15 protein-coding genes are annotated in these 17,835 nt (G+C 38.1%); 3 read left to right on the forward strand and 12 right to left on the reverse strand.

Going from position 1 to position 17,835, the window contains the following annotated elements; genetic code table 11:
• Nucleotides 1-10 precede the first annotated feature (10 nt).
• The 11 genes from ABXT44_RS07965 to ABXT44_RS08015 form a co-directional block, all read right to left on the reverse strand.
• The gene (locus ABXT44_RS07965) at nucleotides 11-1,135 is read right to left on the reverse strand and encodes a Gfo/Idh/MocA family protein (protein WP_416686756.1); all 1,125 of its coding nucleotides are present in this window, start codon (nucleotides 1,133-1,135) and stop codon (nucleotides 11-13) included.
• Nucleotides 1,132-2,037 carry a myo-inosose-2 dehydratase gene (gene iolE / locus ABXT44_RS07970; RefSeq protein WP_416686757.1) on the reverse strand — a complete coding sequence of 302 codons (906 nt, stop codon included), beginning with the start codon at nucleotides 2,035-2,037 and terminating at the stop codon, nucleotides 1,132-1,134. The genes ABXT44_RS07965 and iolE overlap by 4 nt, the downstream gene beginning before the upstream one ends.
• A 30-nt stretch (nucleotides 2,038-2,067) precedes the next feature.
• Nucleotides 2,068-3,249, reverse strand: coding sequence for a phytanoyl-CoA dioxygenase family protein (locus ABXT44_RS07975; RefSeq protein ID WP_416686759.1), 1,182 nt, complete (start codon nucleotides 3,247-3,249; stop codon nucleotides 2,068-2,070).
• A 2-nt stretch (nucleotides 3,250-3,251) separates the two neighbouring features.
• The gene (gene iolD / locus ABXT44_RS07980) at nucleotides 3,252-5,108 is read right to left on the reverse strand and encodes a 3D-(3,5/4)-trihydroxycyclohexane-1,2-dione acylhydrolase (decyclizing) (protein WP_416686760.1); all 1,857 of its coding nucleotides are present in this window, start codon (nucleotides 5,106-5,108) and stop codon (nucleotides 3,252-3,254) included.
• A 5-nt stretch (nucleotides 5,109-5,113) separates the two neighbouring features.
• On the reverse strand, nucleotides 5,114-7,021 hold the full coding sequence (locus ABXT44_RS07985) for a bifunctional 5-dehydro-2-deoxygluconokinase/5-dehydro-2-deoxyphosphogluconate aldolase (RefSeq protein WP_416686761.1): 1,908 nt from the start codon (nucleotides 7,019-7,021) through the stop codon (nucleotides 5,114-5,116).
• Nucleotides 7,021-7,818 carry a 5-deoxy-glucuronate isomerase gene (iolB, locus tag ABXT44_RS07990; protein ID WP_416686763.1) on the reverse strand — a complete coding sequence of 266 codons (798 nt, stop codon included), beginning with the start codon at nucleotides 7,816-7,818 and terminating at the stop codon, nucleotides 7,021-7,023. The genes ABXT44_RS07985 and iolB overlap by 1 nt, the downstream gene beginning before the upstream one ends.
• 2 nt (nucleotides 7,819-7,820) lie before the next feature.
• Nucleotides 7,821-8,642 carry a MurR/RpiR family transcriptional regulator gene (locus tag ABXT44_RS07995; RefSeq protein ID WP_416686765.1) on the reverse strand — a complete coding sequence of 274 codons (822 nt, stop codon included), beginning with the start codon at nucleotides 8,640-8,642 and terminating at the stop codon, nucleotides 7,821-7,823.
• Nucleotides 8,643-8,654: 12 nt separating this feature from the next.
• Nucleotides 8,655-9,635, reverse strand: coding sequence for an inositol 2-dehydrogenase (gene iolG, locus ABXT44_RS08000; protein ID WP_416686767.1), 981 nt, complete (start codon nucleotides 9,633-9,635; stop codon nucleotides 8,655-8,657).
• A gap of 9 nt (nucleotides 9,636-9,644) precedes the next feature.
• A complete protein-coding gene (locus ABXT44_RS08005) occupies nucleotides 9,645-10,409 on the reverse strand; it encodes an ATP-binding cassette domain-containing protein (protein WP_416688468.1) in 765 nt (254 codons plus the stop codon).
• On the reverse strand, nucleotides 10,409-11,515 hold the full coding sequence (locus tag ABXT44_RS08010; protein WP_416686768.1) for an ABC transporter permease: 1,107 nt from the start codon (nucleotides 11,513-11,515) through the stop codon (nucleotides 10,409-10,411). Before ABXT44_RS08010 ends, ABXT44_RS08005 begins: the two co-directional genes overlap by 1 nt.
• 125 nt (nucleotides 11,516-11,640) lie before the next feature.
• Complete coding sequence (locus ABXT44_RS08015) at nucleotides 11,641-12,600, reverse strand: sugar ABC transporter substrate-binding protein (RefSeq protein WP_416677827.1); 960 nt, start codon at nucleotides 12,598-12,600, stop codon at nucleotides 11,641-11,643.
• 368 nt (nucleotides 12,601-12,968) lie between these two features.
• Here ABXT44_RS08015 and ABXT44_RS08020 point away from each other — a divergent pair, with 368 nt between their 5' ends.
• The 3 genes from ABXT44_RS08020 (at nucleotide 12,969) to ABXT44_RS08030 (ending at nucleotide 17,214) form a co-directional block, all read left to right on the forward strand.
• On the forward strand, nucleotides 12,969-14,534 hold the full coding sequence (locus tag ABXT44_RS08020) for a trimethylamine methyltransferase family protein (protein ID WP_416686770.1): 1,566 nt from the start codon (nucleotides 12,969-12,971) through the stop codon (nucleotides 14,532-14,534).
• Between the two features lie 5 nt (nucleotides 14,535-14,539).
• A complete protein-coding gene (locus ABXT44_RS08025) occupies nucleotides 14,540-16,957 on the forward strand; it encodes an FAD-dependent oxidoreductase (RefSeq protein ID WP_416686772.1) in 2,418 nt (805 codons plus the stop codon).
• A 62-nt stretch (nucleotides 16,958-17,019) separates the two neighbouring features.
• Nucleotides 17,020-17,214: a DUF1289 domain-containing protein gene (locus ABXT44_RS08030; RefSeq protein ID WP_416686773.1), complete on the forward strand. Its 195-nt coding sequence runs from the start codon at nucleotides 17,020-17,022 to the stop codon at nucleotides 17,212-17,214.
• A gap of 7 nt (nucleotides 17,215-17,221) precedes the next feature.
• Here the strand turns inward: ABXT44_RS08030 and ABXT44_RS08035 are convergent, their stop codons facing one another.
• Nucleotides 17,222-17,830 (reverse strand): LysE family translocator, encoded by a 609-nt coding sequence (locus ABXT44_RS08035; protein ID WP_416686775.1) that lies wholly within the window; start codon nucleotides 17,828-17,830, stop codon nucleotides 17,222-17,224.
• Nucleotides 17,831-17,835 lie beyond the last annotated feature (5 nt).

A 17,835-nucleotide genomic window follows, 5' to 3' on the forward strand; every position in this document is an offset into this window, starting at 1 on the left:
TAGATTTATTTCAGACATCCAGCCACTTTCCAGTCATTGCAGAACGGTCAATTGCATCCATGACTTTTTCGATTTTTAAACCGTCGGCAAAGTTTGGCCATACTGGCTGACCCGTTTCAATTGAATCAAGTAAATGTTTAAGCTCACAAACCTTTACATCAATAAAGCCAAGACTGTGGCCTGCATTGGGTAAAAACGCATCATATGGTGGTTGCGCTGGGCCACTCAATATTGTTTTAAAGCCCTCCTGTCTTGGATCATCACTTCTTGTATAAAGCTTAACTTCATTTAAACGCTCTTGGTCATGACAAATCATGCCTTGAGAGCCATGTATTTCCCAACTTAATCCACATTTTCTTCCCCATGCTACTCGACTAACACGCAATGTTCCCTTGATTCCACTCTCAAAGTGAGCCAATGCGGTACAGACATCATCGTTATCAACTGGCAATGTTTGTCCTGGATTCTCTGGATCCGAACGCTCCTTATGGACTGTATCGTAATCTCCCACTAGTCGAGTTATTGAACTACCCGTCATATAGTGAGCCATACTAACCAAATGACACATAACATCAGCATTTGCACCAGAGCCAGAAGCTTCACGATTCATACGCCATGAATGAGGTCTATCTGGATCAGCTTCATTATCAACATCATAAATCCCATGAAATCCAATTACTCGCCCTATAGCGCCTTCTTCAATGAGCTCTCTAGCGCTTTGAACAGCAGGATTTTGAGTATAGTTGTAGCCTAAGATAGTTTGTGCATTGCTAGCTTCAGCAGCTGCGAGCATAGCTTCAGAGTCTGCTAAATTAGTTGACATAGGCTTTTCACACCAAACATGCTTACCAAGTTTGAGGGCAGCTACTGAAATTTCTTTATGAAGCGAATTGGGAACACATACTGAAATCAACTGGACCTTTGGATCATTGACCACATCCATCCAATCAGAGGTGCAACGAGAGAATCCCATTTCAGTTCGCATCACTTCAGCTCTTTCAGAGTTGTAATCACAAATCATCTCCAAACTAGGCCGTAAGCCATCACCAAAAACACTCCCAGCTGCTGCATAAGCAATAGAATGGGCTTTGCCCATAAAAGCAGTACCAATAACTCCTACACCAATAGTTTTCATTCTCTTTCCTCTATTTGAATTCCAAATTTTTCACAGTAACTTTTAATATTTTTATACCCCATTGTCACATAAGTTAATGGGTGGGCCTTAGCCGGGTCTTGCTCTGCCTCTACAACTACCCAGCCACTGAAGTTGGCTTCGCCCACCATTTTAAATAGCTCAGAAAAATTAAAATCACCGTCTCCAGGAACTGTATAAACCCCACTCAAAACTGAGTTTAAAAAACTTGAATCAGTATCTAGCGAGTGGTTTAATATTTCCCCTCGAACATCTTTACAGTGAATATGCATAACTCTATCGTTGTGTTTTTTATAAACTTCTAAAGGATCAGCACCAGCATAAATTAAATGACCAGTATCAAATACTAAACCAAGATCAGTAGTTGTCATAGACATTAGCTTGTCTATTTCTTCTTCAATTTGAACAACTGTTCCCATGTGATGATGATAAGCAAGCTTCATTCCATTCGACAAAGTATATTTAGCTAGCCGACTCAACTTTTCAGTCCACTCTTCCCATTGACCATCATCAAGGATAGGGCGTTTTGAGAGTGGCGAACTAATATCTCCATGAACACAAGAGTCCATTTCACAATAAACAATTACTTCCGTCCCCATATCTTTAAGAAGATTCATGTGTGGTGTTATTCTTTCTATCTCATCTTCAAGACTGTCCGCTAACAAGCCCCCACAAAACCAACTAGAAACTACGTCCATACTATATTTATCAAATAATGGTCGTAGTATTTCCGAATCCTTAGGCCACTTACCTCCTAATTCAAATCCACGATAACCGGCTTGTTTTCCCTCTGTTAAGCAATGCTCTACTGAAGTATCTTTGCCCAGTTCAGGCATATCATCGTTAGTCCATGAAATCGGACTAACACCAATTTTTACACTCATCTTACTTCTCCAAATTATTGTTAATATTATTTAATCAGCAAGTCTAAATTGCTGAAGTTCCAAAAGCTTTAAATTAAATTCCTCTAGACTAACTAAATCTAGAAGCGATTGCTTAGTAAGTTCAAACATGCTCATGCCCTGCAACTTAGAGTTTGAATTTTGATCATAGTCAAGGTTTGTAGGAAATGCATAGCCATCTGTCGCGCAAATAAGGACATTCTCAATTAGTTTTTCTGAAAGAGTTTTTTTAATTGAATGCTCCAGTAGGAATGGGTAAATATGCTTAAGAATTTTAATGTAATTTATACTCTCCATAGTCTTACCAAAAGGAGATGAAATTTGTAAAAGGTTGCCGATCCTATGAAAGTCATTTGAAGTGTTGGAACCAGCTCCATGCAATAAAGCAGGATTAAAAAAAATACCATCGCCTTTATTCATTTGATTTTGAACTGCATTCGTATTAAAAAATTCAGTACATGCATCGTCTCTCCATGCAAGGTAACCTAAGTCGAAGTGGTGCGAATAGGGCAAAACAATCGTGGGCCCAGTTTCTAAAGGCATGTCGGTGTGCGCGACCCCACCTTGGAGAGTTAAATAGTTTGAAAGACGGTGAGCTGAAATAGGAAACAGCTCAACAACTTTATTTTCTTGAAACCCTAAATGATAATCACGGTGTGGTTTTTGCATTTCACCGCCAGGTCTTACAATATTAACTTGCGCAGTCATTTGAGAATTTGGCCCACACCAGGACTCGGCAACTAACTTTAAAATATCATTTGAATAGTAACTAATAAATGCATCAGGATCCTCCAACGCAACTTTTTGAAAACTATTCCATATCCTTGTATTTGTTCCAGAAGCAAAATGATCATTGCTAGTTCCAATCTCTTTTTGAGTAATTTTCTCAAAAATCCTATTGCTCTGATCTAAAACTTCATGTTCATAAAGATTGCGAATAACAAAAACACCTGGGCCACTTTCTAAGGCATGAAATAACTCAGTTTTTAGTTCTTTTTCTTTTTCTTTATTTCCAATAAATGAAGTAAAGTTTTTTGCATCATAAACGACCACATTATTTATAACTGATTCGGATAATGGGTAGTCCTTTTTTAAAGTTTTTTGAGAGCAGACTTTCTTTAGGTCATCATAATTTATATCAGACTCACTGAAAAAAACTTGGCTATTAGTTGATTTTAAAGCTTCTTTGTTCATATTTAATAAGGCTGTTGTTTTTTCCCTTTCTTATAAGAGTTATAGACTTCATCGCCATTTTTATTTGACGAAACCTCAGGAACGGCAACCTCCCACCAGCATCCACCTTCTGGACTTATTTTATGAGAATCAGTCACTAAGCTAATAAGATAAGATTTTGAAGATAAACGGGCACGTTCCAGAGCTGAAGCTAATTCATTAATATTTTCAATATGTTCAGAGCTCGCTCCTAAAGACTGCGCATGAAGCGCAAAATTGACATTTGGATGGCCGTCATCAATACTTTCACAATCCTTCAATAAATTATTAAATGATCGGTTTCCAGTTGCATTTTGCAGTCGATTAATACAAGAAAAACCTCGATTATCTAAAACAACTACAATTATTTTTTGTCCTAACATTACGCTTGTTGCTAATTCTGAATTAAGCATCAAATATGACCCATCTCCTACAAGAACAATTACTTCTCGCTCAGGCTCAGCCATTTTTACACCCAGACCGCCAGCTATTTCATAGCCCATACAAGAAAATCCATACTCCGCATGATAGCCGCCCGTTTGCTCAGTCCTCCAAAGCTTGTGAAGTTCACCAGGAAGACTTCCTGCAGCACAAACAACTATATCTGTCGCCTTTCCATTTCGCTTTAACTCTCCCAAAACTTGGGCGTCAGTTGGCAGTGAATCCATAGTTTTAGATATGCTCTTTATTGAAGTTATTTCATCGTAATAGTTATTCCATTTACTGCTTTCTTTATTCGCTAAGTCTTTCCATTCTTGACTCGCTTTCCAATCAGATAGCTTCATATCTAATTGTTGAATTCCAAGCTTTGCATCGCCCCATAATGGCAATGCATTGTGTTTTATTGCATCAAAACGGGCTACATTTAATTGCACTATAGTTGTGCTGGAAAATAACGCTCTGGAGCCAGAATTGAAATCATTTAAGCGTGTACCAATTGCCAAAACTAAATCTGCCTGTTTAGCCATATTATTTGCTGCATTTGATCCGGTAACCCCAATAGCACCAACATAGCTAGAGTGGTCCCAAGCCAAGGCACCTTTTCCAGCAGATGTCTCTGCAACTGGTATTTGGTGTTGTTTGGCAAAATTTTGTAAGTCCTCACAGGCCTTAGCATAATGAACTCCTCCACCTGCAATTATTAAAGGTTTTTTTGATTTAATTAACAACTCTATTGCATGGTCTAATTCAGCATCATCAAGTTTAATCTGGCGAATTGAGTGAGTTTTTTGAGTAAAGAATTCTTCAGGATAATCGAATGCTTCAGCCTGCACATCTTGAGGTAAAGATAAAGTTACTGGGCCACAATTTTCTGGGTCTAGCAGTGTTTGAATTGCCACAGGTAAACTATTAATTATTTGCTCAGGCCTCATAATTCGATCAAAATATCGACTAACTGGCCTGAAGCAATCATTAACGCTAACTGTAGGGTCTGAGAAATCTTCTAGTTGTTGAAGAACAGGATCTGGAGTGCGGCTTGCAAAATAATCACCAGGCAACAATAACACTGGCAGTCTATTTACATGGGCTAATGCTGCAGATGTAATCATATTAGTTGCGCCAGGTCCAATTGAACTTGTACAAGCCATCATTCTTTGTCTATTATTAGCCTTTGCATAAGCAATTGCTGAATGAACCATTCCTTGTTCACTATGGCCACGAAATGTAGGAAGCCACTCTTCAAACTCTGACAATGCCTGACCCATTCCAGCAACATTGCCATGTCCAAAAATAGCAAAAACTCCAGCAAATAATGGATGTATTTCATCGTCAATCTCTATATATTGGGCTGATAAATATCTAACGATAGCCTGTGACATTGTTAGTCTGACTGTTTTCATGGTCTTTACTCCTCTCTATATTTTTTCCAAGATTTAATTAGTTCTATGTAATTATTGGACACTAAATCAATCAACTCTTGATCACTTATCTTTTTTTTCATCCACTGTTTGGCTGGCTCATAAAAAATTGTCCTACCAACAGTAAAACCTTTGCAAATTTTATGTTTTGAGGCATCCTCAAAAGAACTTTTTACAGCATCCATAGATGCTGATTGACCTAATAATAACACACCTTCACAGTGCGCATCATTTTGTAATATCACATCGCTCACTTGCTCCCATGACTTGTCTTTCAGTGCTGGCAATTTCCACCAATCCGGTTTGATATCAAGACCATAAAGCCTATTTAGTATTTGTGGAATAGTTGATTCATCCTCTTCCAAGTCTCCAGGTAGAATAATCTCTAATAACAATTGATGTCCACTTTGAATACAAGCAGAATTGAGCTCTATAATTTTCGATTCTTGCTTTAACCTCAATTCAATAGGATCATTGATATGATAAAACATCAGGCACTTTACAACATGCGTAAGTGGCCAAGACTGGAGTTTTGATCCAATCGATCCTCCTCCCTCAAACTCTAAAGGACAAGAGCCTGGAAGCTCCACAGGCCTTCCAATCCACCATGACTTTTCAGCAATAGAGTGAAGCGCTTCTTCACCATAAGTGTCATCGATTAAAACACCCACACTATTCTCATCAATATTGCTTCTCTTAATAGTCTCTTCAATAGAATTCAAAAATAAATTTTTTAGCTTAACTACTCGCTTAGGGCTCTCTCCACAATCAATTGCTAGGTCATAGAGCTGCTTACGATGATCAAAAGCGAAGCCAAAAATCTCAGATCGAGCAATACTTCTTGAACTAACTCTATGAAGATGATTAAGCTCTTTGTCTTGACTTGGATCTGGAATATTATGCGCATTATCTAGATAATAAAAAAGCTCTTGCTCACTTGGAATCGCTGGCGCACAACCATGTCTAGAGACTACTAAAGCTCCAGATGCATTTGCATAATTGGCACTTTTTTCAAGACTTTCATTTCTTAAATAACCACGCAAAAATCCAGACATGAAAGCATCGCCAGCACCCAGAACATTTAATATGTCTACTTTATTACCTTTGATAACTTCAAATTCACCTGAGTTATTTGGAATATCACTACTAATTACTGTGCACCCCAATGGTCCAAGTTTTAAAACAATAATAGCATCACTTACCTCTCGAACTTTCTTTAAAGCAGTGACTGTATCCTCACTTCCACCAGCAATATGTATCTCCTCTTCAGTGCCCACAATTACATCACAAGACGGTAGTATAGTTTGTATGTGCTTACTTACATCAGCGCTTGCAATAAAACGAGACTCCCCATCACCCAGTCCTGTTAAACCCCATAAAACAGGCCGATAATCGATGTCTACAATTACCTGAGTGCCCCCTGCTTTAGCGAACTCAATAGCCTTCATACTTGTCTTGTATGTATTGTCAGAAGAAAAGTGTGTCCCTGTAATTAAAAGCGCTTTACTGCTAGCGATGAATTCGGCTGAAAAGTCTTTTATGTCAACTGCCATATCGGCGCAATCGTTTCGATAAAAAATAAGCGGGAAAGTGTCTTTATTTTGTATACCTAGGATAACTAAAGCTGTTAATCGATCTTTGTCTGTGACAACATGCGAAACATCAACGCCGACACTTGCTAATTCATTCCGCACAAATCTTCCCATATGCTCATCACCAACTCTGCAGATCATTGCAGACTTTAGCCCAAGTTTTGAAGAGCCATAAGCAATATTTGCAGAAGAGCCTCCAAGATATTTTGCGAAACTTCCCATACCTTCAAGAGTAGATCCAATTTGTTGCCCGTATAAATCTACTGCAGCGCGCCCTAGGCAAATAACATCAAGTGCTTTCATTATTTATCTAACATCCATTGATGATCGGGGTGATTTTTAAAAATCCATTGACGTTTTGGGCCCGCCATTACATTTAAATAGTAAGAATCATACCCATATGGAACGCCAACAGGATGGTATCCACATGGAACTAATACAACACATTTATCTTCTACTGCCATAGTTTCATCAATAGACAAATCATCAGTATAGACACGTTGGAAAACAAAACCCTGTGATGGGTTAATCCGATGATAATAGGTTTCCTCAAGATAAGTTTCAACGGGAATGTTGTCTGAGTCATGTTTATGCGGAGGGTAGCTTGACCAATTACCAGCAGGCGTTTTAACTTCAACAACCAAAAGGCTATCAGCCTCATCTTGTTCTGGCAAGATATTACAAATAGACCTTGTATTAGCTCCTTCTCCCCGCACCTCATTAGTCATTTCTTCAGGTTTTATATGTCTTACAGGATAATTACCAAAACCAGGCGCAGCTGCAATTGCAAGTTCAATCTTAGTTAATGCTTTAATGGTTATTTTATGATTATTAGGCACGTATAACGCATGAGGTTTTTTATCTTCAAAGACGCTCATTCTATCGCCAAGATTATAAAACTCTACATCTTCTACAGTAATATCGGCCTTCCCAGATAAAATTACCAGGCATAGCTCATTATCGACTTCTGTCAAATTTAAAGTTTGCGAGGGCTCCAGCTCATAAGCTTTAAATCCAACAAAATCCCAATTTGCTGATTTTGGAGTAATGTCTTGATAACAACCATTTGAACTTAATTTAGGGCGAGATAAAAGTGACATATTTAATTTCCTTGTTGATGATAGCCAATTGATATACATATAGCCTGAACGAGACACATTGTGGCCCCTAAAGACCTAAAAGTATGAATTTCTGCCTCGTGAATGCTAAATAAAAAATCTGCTAAATGAGCAATAGGATTGAGTTCTGTATCGGTCAGCAAAATTACCTTAGCTTTTGAATTTTTTGCCTCTTTAACCGCTTCTGTTGTCATCGTATTGTAAGGATTATAAGTAATTGCAATGAATACTGTTTTGTCATCAAGCCAATTTGAAAGGTTCTCCACTTCATTTACATCATTAGCAATACGACATCGTATACCGAGATTGTTTAACATGTAATAAAAGTAATTTGCTACAGGTTGGGCTCGATTTGTACCGCACAAAATTACTTCTCTAGCATCACACAATGCCTTCACTGTTTCTTCTATTAACTGAACATCTATTTGCTCAGAAAGTAATTCTGTAGCAACAATATTGCGACTCGTAATTTCTTTAAAGATATTTGAACTATTTGTAGACACATTTGTTTCAGTAACTTTTTTCACGTCCGTGATGCGTTGTCGATAGTTAATAGGAGATTGTGAAATTTTGACCTTAAACAGATCTTGTAGTTCAGCAAAACCACTAAAACCAAAATGCTTTGCAAAGCGGACTAAGGTTGAAGGGTACACTCCAATTTCTGAAGCAATAACCGCCAAGGTATTTATTGCAAGGTTTTGTGGCTGATCAATTACATAGAAAGCAATCAACTTCATTTTTTTGCTTAATCTTGGATAGCTTTCTTGAAGCAAGCTATTTAAATCATTAATATCTTGTGGAGGCATTCTATTAAAAATCTATAAATTAATTGAGTTGCCACTTTGGAGTGACTCTTTAGCAGCTTCAGCAATTTTTAACGCAAGAACCCCATCAGAAATATTAACACTAGGCTGAGTACCAGACTGAAATGATTCCATAAAATGCACTAGTTCATTGTGGAAGGCTTTTCCATATCTTTCTAAAAAAAAGTGTTGGTTTTTGGTCTGCTTAATTCCAGATGAGTTACTTAAAATAACACTATCTTCAAGGACATTTTTTACTTGAAGCATGCCTGTCTCTCCAAAAGCTTCAATTCTCTGATCATAACCAAAGGAGGCTTGTCGACCATTAATAATAGTAACTATTGCCCCCTTATTCATATTCATTATTACACTTGCTGTATCAACATCTCCCTGCTTAGCAATATCATCATTTGCAGCATTAGCAGAAACATAGATACTTCTTGGAGTGTCATTAAGAATCCAACACGCCATATCAAAATCATGGATCATCATATCGTGAAATAAACCACCGGACCCTTCGATATAGTCCATTGAAGGTGGCTCAGGATCATGAGAAGTTATTATTAAAGACTGAATTAAACCAATTACATTTGCATCAACTTTATTTTTTAAACTAACCATATGAGGATCAAAACGTCTATTAAATCCTAACATACATACAATACCACTTTCTTCAACAGCTTTAGCGCACGCCAATGCTCTATCAAGACTTAGATCTATAGGTTTTTCACAAAAAACAGGCTTACCAACTTTCGCGCATTTTTCTATAAGGTCTGCATGGGTAGAAGTACTGCTAGCAATAATAAAAGCATCTATTTCATTATTTTCGAATGCCTCATCCATTGAAAGAGTGATAGCATTGTATTTATTCGCAAGCTTTTCGGCAGACTCTTGATGAAAATCTACAACAGAGTGGAGATTAGCGTTTTCATCACTGGCTATCGCGATAGCATGAACTGCTCCTATACGACCGGCACCAATTAGACATATTTTCATAATTAACCTCTATTTTTTTAATACTGATAATTCTTTATTACCAGACATCATGGCTTGTAATTCTTGGAAATCAATTTCACCTGCTTTAGCAGTACCTAGAGTCTCACCTCGAGATAAAACCGTAAACTTATCCCCCACTGCCAAAGCGTGGGAAACATTATGAGAAATAAATACTACCGCAACACCTTTTTCTCGAACCCTTTCAATAGTTTTTAGCACATTTGAGGTTTGATAAACTCCTAGGGCTGAAGTTGGCTCATCAAGTATCAATATTTTGGCGCCAAAAAATACAGCACGGGCAATAGCAACAGTTTGCCTTTCGCCCCCAGACAGAGTCCCAATTGATTGAGTAGGGTCACGCAATTGAATTCCCATTTTGTCCATTTCAGTCATCAAAATTGAGTTGCATTTCTCAAAATCCATGACAGTGATTGGGCCCACTTTTTTTGTCAATTCTCTACCAAGCCAAAAATTTCGAGAAACCGACATTAATGGAATTAAAGCCAAGTCTTGATAAACCGTTGCAATGCCAGCATCAATTGCATCTCGAGGGTTATTAATTTCAGTCTCTTTTCCGTTAATATTGATCTGGCCACTTGTTGGCTGATGAACGCCAGACATGATTTTAATAAATGTAGATTTTCCTGCTCCGTTATCACCCAATAAACAATGACATTCTCCAGCATTAATAGAGATTGAAACCCCTTTTAGAGCATCTACATTTCCGAAGCTCTTATGGATATCTTTAAGTTCCATTAACGGTAAATCACTCATCATTTTGCCCCAGTAATTAATTTACGAACGTGAGTATTAAGAATCACCGCTAACAATAGAAGAACACCTAAGAACACTCTAAACAAAGAACTCTCTACTCCAATAAAAAATAAGCCTTGTTGAACTACTCCAAATATGACTGCTCCTAGTGCAGCTCCAATAACTGAACCGTAGCCACCCGTTAATAAAGCGCCGCCTATAACAACTGAAATAATCGCCTCAAACTCTTTTAGAATTCCTCTATCCGCTGAAGCTGAACCAAACTCAATAACCTGGGTGGTTGCAAATACAGTCGCACAAAAAGCTGTAAAGACAAACATCAATATTTTAACTCTGTTTACTGGGACACCTATATGACGAGCAGCTTGTGCATCACCGCCTGAGGCATAGATCCAGTTACCAAACCGAGTTTTTGTTAATAAAAAATGTGCAAAAATAACGAGTCCTATAGCCCAAACCATCATCATTGGGATACCCGATACAACTGGCTGACCAGCCTTTGTGCCAGCGACAAACGTTTGAATTATGCCTTGCTCAGCAAGCCAGTCAAATACGCCTGTAAATATCTTGCCACCAAAAATTGGTGCTAACCAGTCATTTTCAGCGACCTCTGTAACTCCACCAATAATGGTTTTTTTCGTACTTATGATTGCAATAAAGATTGTCATGCCTCGCAGGATATATAAAAATGCAAGACTCACAATAAAAGAAGGTAAATTTGTTTTGACTGTAATGTAGCCAATTAATGCACCTATAGACATCGAAACAACGAATGCTATAAGGATACTAAGCCATACTGGCCAACCCCAAACTACTGAGGTCACTGCTATGACAATTCCGGCAAAACCAATCATTGACCCTACTGATAGATCAAATTCTCCAGCGATCATGAGAAGGCAAGCGCCAACAGCAATAATGATAAACTGTGAAGACACGATTCCCCAATTCATAGAGCCTTCTAATGAAAACATCCCCGTATCTCGGGCTACTAAAAAAAAGAATAGAAAAACTAATACAACTCCAACAATTGCACCTAAGTCAGGACGAAGTAATGCGACACTAAATTTGGAACGAATTAATGAAATTTTTTTTTCAATTGTAGACATGATTTGATCCTATTGGTTTATCCAAAATAGTTAAATTTGAACTTTAAACCTGATAAAGATAAAAAAAATGCTACCCACCAATTTAAGATTATGGTGGATAGCACGTTAATAAACTAAATTAACTATTAACGGTAAACGCCTGCATATTTTTCAACTAAGCTAATATTACTCTTAGTGATAAATCCAGGGCCAGAGTTAATTGCACCAGAAGGCCATACGCCATATCTTGACAAGTTAGTCAACATTACAACTGGAAGATATCCTTGTAAGTACGGCTGTTGATCAATAGCGAAAGAAATAACATCTGCTTTAACAGCAGCTGCAATCTCACCAGAAAGATCAAAAGTACCAAAATAAATATCGCCCGAACGACCCATATCATCTAAAGCTGAAAGCGTTGGATGAGCAGAAGTTGGACCTAAAGTAAGAATTGCATCTGTATCAGGATTTGATCTAAGATGAGCCATAACTTTATTTTTTATTTCTGTTGGATCTTGTCCAGAGTCAATCATTTGATTTCCAAGATCTACACCAAGAGCATCTGCATAGCCCTGGCAACGATCAACTGATACCGGGTTTGTGAAGAAGTGATTAACGCATAAAAACTTTGTTGCTCCAGCAGCTTTTGCTCTCTTACCAGCACCAAAACCAGCATCATACTCAGGCTGACCAATGTGCGCTAATGCTCCTAGCATTTCAGATTGCTCACGAGTACCAGAGTTAATTGTTACAACTGGGATTCCTTTTGCTATAGCTGAAGTAATTGGTCCTTTTAGGACGTCATAATCAGCAATCGTAACAATAATACCATCAGGGTTGCTTGCAGCAGCCTGCTCAACGATACGTGCCATATCAGCAAGATCTCCTGTAGTTGGGTTACGATAATCAACATCGACACCCATTTGCTCACCAGCAATTTCAATTGCATTTTTAATTGTATTCCACCATGAATCAGAATCTGGTGCATGGCTAATTAGTACAAACTTTTCACCATCTGCCATCGCTGCCGTACTTCCCACAGTTGTTCCGAAAAGAACAAAAACTGAAAGAAATAGACTTGAGACATATTTATTAATTTTCAACATAATTTTGTATCTCCTTTCTATAAGTTTTTTTGAAGTCACGATTGACCCCAATATTGAAGGATTTTTAGAACTTCAATATTTGGAGTATACATGAAGAGATATATGTTTTCTAATATTTAGAAAATAGAACATATGTTTCATGGCATGAAAGGCGTTCAATTCTATACTCAACTTAAAACTATTACCTCAAGGCGACCTTCTGAGATAAGAAAAGGCGCATAATTTCATTTTGAAAGCGGTAAGGATGAATAATTAATAACGGTAAATTTAGCTTCGTATAGGCGCTTTAACCCTGCAATAAAAAAACAATTGACAGTGCTTTGATTTAGTATCAAAATGTGATTTATAGTTCAACTCAAATCACTATTATGACAAGAAGAAAATCAGGTGGAAGAGAAGCAAGAATTGCACTAAGAAGTGCCCCGCTAGCAGAAGAAAAAAAGCCTGTTTTACCGGGTGAGATTGGTGGAAGATATAAACCCCTTAGTGACAAACAAGTTATTGATATTGAAGCTAATATTTTTCGAATTCTAGAAGAAATTGGATTTGGTGATGCCACTCCCCACTGTATTAAAACTTGCGTTGCTTTTGGCGCTATTCTTGGAGATGATGGTAGATTAAGAATGCCAAAAAAAGTAGTTGAAAAAGCCATGAACCTTTCACAGCGAAATCTCACTCTTCATGGGCAATCCCCAAAACATGATTTAGATTTAAGTGGCTCAAGAGTTCACTTCTCAACTGCTGGCGCTGCAGTTCTTATTGCCGACCCTGAGAACAACGAGTATCGAGAATCTGAAAGTCAAGATCTATACGATATGGCTAGAATTGCAGATCAGTGTGAACACATTCATATGTTTCAACGAACTTGTGTTTTGAGAGACATTGCTAGTCCCCGTGAGATGGATCAAAACTCAGTTTATTGTGTGGCAATGGGAACTGAGAAGCATTTAGGCGCAAGCTTTACAGAAGCTCAGCACGTAACTGATGCGCTTGAAATGCTTCATATTATTGCTGGAAGTGAAGAAAAATGGCGTGAAAGGCCATTTTTAAGCATGAGTAATTGCCATGTAGTGCCTCCAATGAAATTTGCAGAAGAGTCTTTAGAATGTGTTCGTGTTGGCGTTGAAGGTGGCATGCCAATATTACTTCTATCAGCAGGTCAAGCTGGGGCAACAGCGCCTCCTCTTCTTCCTGGTGTTGTGTCCCAGGCTTGGGCTGAATGTCTTGGCGGACTGGTATATGTGAATGCCATCAAACCAGGTGCACCGGCAATTCTTGGAACTTGGCCTTTTGTGTCTGACTTAAGAACTGGATCAATGTGTGGAGGCTCTCCAGAACAAGGATTAATTTCAGCAGCTTGTGCGCAGATGGGCAACTTTTTAAACCTACCAACTGGAACGCCTGCAGGAATGACAGACTCTAAATTCCCAGATTTTCAAGCGGGGTCAGAAAGAGCATCTACTCATGCAGTCACAGCAATTGCTGGCGCTAATATAATTTATGAATCCGCTGGAATGTATGCAAGTCTTTTAGGTACATGTCCTGAAAGTTTGCTGATGGATAATGATTTATTGGGCGCGTCAATGAGAATGACAAAAGGGTTCAGCGATGATAGTGAAGAGTCTCTTTGTTTTGAAACGATTAAAGATGTTTGTTTGAATGATAAAGCTCACTATCTTGGATCAGATTTAACAATTAGCGTTATGCAAAGTGAGTATATCTTTCCTGATTTAAGTGATAGGGACAGTCCAAATGATTGGGCTGACATGGGTAAACCTGTGCTACTAGAAAAAGCAATCAAACAAAAAAAAGAAATACTATCGGAGCATTTTCCAAGTCATATTAGCGATGAAGTTGATCAAAAAATACGCAAAAAATTTAATATTAAATTAAGCAGAAAAGATATTGGCCGTAAACCTCTTAAAAATAAATAATTAATATGAAATCACATGCTCAAGTAGTAGTAATTGGCGGTGGATCACTAGGGGTTAACCTCATGTACCATCTTACTCAAGAAGGCTGGACTGATGTTGTCCTTGTTGAAAAGGGTGAACTCACAAGCGGTTCTACATGGCATGCAGCAGGCCTATGTCCAAACTTTAATGGCAACCATACCCTTTCAAGTATTCATGAATACACAATAAAACTTTACGATGAGATCTTGCCAGAAAAAACTGGTCTTGACTCCTCATTTCATAAAACTGGCTCACTAAGGGTTGGATATGACAAGGTTGAAGAGCAGTGGTTTAATAATATTTTGAGTAAGGCAAATCACATTGGCTGTGAAATGCATTTTGTTTCGAAAGAAGAGGCCTCTATCATCAATCCAATGATGAACTTTGATAAAGCCAGAAGTATTTTATATACACCCAATGATGGCCATGTAGATCCTACAACGGTAGTCACTCAATTAGCACAACTTGGGAAAAAAGCAGGTGCTGAAGTTAGTAACTTTAATCGAGTGATTGATATCAATATCCTTCCAAGTGGTGAGTATGAAGTTGTTACTGAGTTAGGAAAAATTATTGCTCAACATGTAGTTAATGCTGGTGGTTGCTTCTCACCGCAGGTAGGCGCCATGGTTGGCTCTTATGTGCCGCTGGTTAACTTACAGCATCAGTATTTAATTACTGATAACCATCCTGATATTGCAGCGCTTTCTAAAGAATTGCCCGTAACTCGAGATTCTATTGCGGCTTCCTATATTAGGCAAGAGGGGAGTGGTTTTTTAATTGGTCCTTACGAAACAAGAGGTTCTAAACCATGGGCACTTGATGGTGTAGATTGGTCATTTGATAGGGAACTCTTTGAGGGTGATCTTGAAAGATTAATGCCTTGGTTAGAAAGATGCATGGATATTGTTCCATTATTTAAAGAAGTTGGAATTAGTACAGTGATCAATGGCCTCATTACTCACACACCTGATGATAATCTTCTTGTTGGACCCGCGAAAGGACTCAAAAACTTTTGGAATCTTTGTGGCGCAAGTATTGGAATTGCACAGGGCGGTATTGGTAAATATCTAGCTCAGTGGATGGTTCATGGTCAGACTGAACTCAATATGGCTTCGCTTGATAGTCGTCGCTTTGACAAATGGGCTGATAAAACATACTGCACTACGCGTGCTATTGAATCGTATGAAAGAATGTACTCATTTGCCTCTCCAAATGAAAATCGTCCTCATGGACGGCCTATAAGAGTTAGCGCTTTGCACACTTTATTGAGTCAAAAGGGAGCTATTCATACTGTTAATACTGGCTATGAAAAGCCTTCTTGGTTCACAACCGATGAAATCAGAAATGAAACTTTAACGTGGGCCCATAGTGAAGCTCATGATGCAGTATTACAAGAGTGTAGTGCTGTTCAAAATGCCTGCGGAATAACTGATATTAGCGGAACTGCAAAATTTAGAATTACTGGTAAGGATGCTTTTAAATTTCTAGATAATTTATCCTGCAATACATTACCTTCAAAAGATGGCAGAATTGGATTAACTCTTTTTCATGCACCGAAGGGTGGAATAAGGGCAGAGCAAACAATTAGCCGTATCAGTAATGAAGAGTTTCTTCTAATGGGCGCTATAGGATCTGAAGTTAAAGACTACCAATGGCTGGAGTGGCACTCAGATGACTTTGATATCACAATAGAAAATTTAACTGAGGAATGGGGTGGGCTTCTCTTGACTGGCCCTGAAGCAAGAAATATTTTAGGTCAATGCACTCAAGAAGATCTCAGCAACACTGGATTTTCTTGGCTAAGCTGTAAAACAATTAAGATCGATTCTGCAAATGTCTTTGCAATGAGAGTTTCCTATGCTGGTGAATTAGGATGGGAGCTTCATATGCCAAGCTGGCAAATTATATCAATCTATGAGTCTTTATTTGAGATGGGATCGACCTTTGGATTAAGAGATTTTGGCGGGCAGGCCTTTAATAGCATGCGCTTAGAAAAAATGTACAGGGCTTATGGTGCTGAATTTACTGAAGAAATTTCAGCCTTAGAAGCTGGCATGGATCGATTTCTTGACTTGAGTCGTGAATTCATTGGCTCTAAAAATATCTGTCAAAGACAAATTGATGGAATTAAGACCAAGTTAGCATACCTCATATTTGATGATGATATTCCAGCCGAGTGTTTTGGAAATGAAGCAGTTTTTGAAGGAGATAAGCTCAGTGGAATTATAACTAGTGGCGCTTATGGCTTCAGGGTTGGCCATAGTGTGGCCTTTGCTTATTTAGAGCCAAACCTTTGTGAAGAGGGAGTTAAGCTAAGTGTTGAAACCTCTTTAGGCAGTCGTAGTTGTCATGTCTCAATGAGGGCAGCCTATGATGATAGCAGTGAAAAACTTCGTTCATAAATTCACAACTCGATTAAAATGCCTTTGAAATTACTGTTGAAACACCAAGCCAAGCAATGAGTATGAGTGAGCAAAATAAACTAAGGCAGATTAAAAGTCCATGCGTGAGTATTTGTAAATACAATGAAAATAATTTTTGTATTGGTTGCAATCGTCATATGAATGAAATATTTGATTGGTTTGACTTTACAGATGAAATGCGCACTGCAATTATGAAGGATTTATTGACTCGTGATATTAGCGCAAGTCCTCAATAAAAAATAGTTAGAAATAAAAAAGGCTAAAACCAACACCAATCATTATTCCTCCAAAAATCCTATTCACCCTCAAGGCAATTATTTGACTACTTATTAGTTGCCTTAATTTTTTTCCTAGAACACCAATAAATACCAAACCAAGCAACAGTGAAATGGCAACAGTGGCTACGATTTTCAATCCATAAGCTAAACTTACTTGATTAAGATCAATCAGAGAAGGAAGGACTGATAAATAGAAAATCATTACCTTTGGATTAGTTCCAGCCAAGAGGAAACCAGTCAGTAATTCTTTCAAATGGGATTGGGCTGAAACTTCATTATCCATACTGAATTTTCCAGCTGTCCATTGAGAATAGCCCAAATAAAATAAATAACAGGCTCCAAAATATTGGACCGCATTTGTAACAGGTGTAATCAAATCAGCTAGAGCATTTAAAGAAAAAATAACAATGGTTAAATATGACAAATCACCAAGCGTCATTCCAACTGAAAAAAATATTGCTGAGGCTAGCCCTCTCGAAGTAGAAATAGAAAGAAGCGCCAGAGTTCCCGGACCAGGGGTTACTGCAAAAACAAAAAGAGTAAAACCAAGGACTAAAAAAATATTTATTTCCATAATCC

It is taken from the genome of Candidatus Pseudothioglobus sp. Uisw_041, from assembly GCF_048087625.1.
Taxonomy (GTDB): domain Bacteria; phylum Pseudomonadota; class Gammaproteobacteria; order PS1; family Pseudothioglobaceae; genus Pseudothioglobus.

Bases quoted from the DNA above. Each gene is read 5' to 3' on its own strand.
- ABXT44_RS08025 (WP_416686772.1), top strand. From the start codon at position 14,540: ATGAAATCACATGCTCAAGTAGTAGTAATTGGCGGTGGATCACTAGGG.
- ABXT44_RS08035 (WP_416686775.1), bottom strand. From the start codon at position 17,830: ATGGAAATAAATATTTTTTTAGTCCTTGGTTTTACTCTTTTTGTTTTT.
- ABXT44_RS08030 (WP_416686773.1), top strand. From the start codon at position 17,020: ATGAGTGAGCAAAATAAACTAAGGCAGATTAAAAGTCCATGCGTGAGT.
- ABXT44_RS07995 (WP_416686765.1), bottom strand. From the start codon at position 8,642: ATGCCTCCACAAGATATTAATGATTTAAATAGCTTGCTTCAAGAAAGC.
- ABXT44_RS08005 (WP_416688468.1), bottom strand. From the start codon at position 10,409: ATGAGTGATTTACCGTTAATGGAACTTAAAGATATCCATAAGAGCTTC.
- ABXT44_RS08015 (WP_416677827.1), bottom strand. From the start codon at position 12,600: ATGTTGAAAATTAATAAATATGTCTCAAGTCTATTTCTTTCAGTTTTT.
- ABXT44_RS07985 (WP_416686761.1), bottom strand. From the start codon at position 7,021: ATGAAAGCACTTGATGTTATTTGCCTAGGGCGCGCTGCAGTAGATTTA.
- iolD (WP_416686760.1), bottom strand. From the start codon at position 5,108: ATGAAAACAGTCAGACTAACAATGTCACAGGCTATCGTTAGATATTTA.
- iolE (WP_416686757.1), bottom strand. From the start codon at position 2,037: ATGAGTGTAAAAATTGGTGTTAGTCCGATTTCATGGACTAACGATGAT.
- ABXT44_RS07965 (WP_416686756.1), bottom strand. From the start codon at position 1,135: ATGAAAACTATTGGTGTAGGAGTTATTGGTACTGCTTTTATGGGCAAA.
- ABXT44_RS08020 (WP_416686770.1), top strand. From the start codon at position 12,969: ATGACAAGAAGAAAATCAGGTGGAAGAGAAGCAAGAATTGCACTAAGA.
- ABXT44_RS08010 (WP_416686768.1), bottom strand. From the start codon at position 11,515: ATGTCTACAATTGAAAAAAAAATTTCATTAATTCGTTCCAAATTTAGT.
- iolB (WP_416686763.1), bottom strand. From the start codon at position 7,818: ATGTCACTTTTATCTCGCCCTAAATTAAGTTCAAATGGTTGTTATCAA.
- ABXT44_RS07975 (WP_416686759.1), bottom strand. From the start codon at position 3,249: ATGAACAAAGAAGCTTTAAAATCAACTAATAGCCAAGTTTTTTTCAGT.
- iolG (WP_416686767.1), bottom strand. From the start codon at position 9,635: ATGAAAATATGTCTAATTGGTGCCGGTCGTATAGGAGCAGTTCATGCT.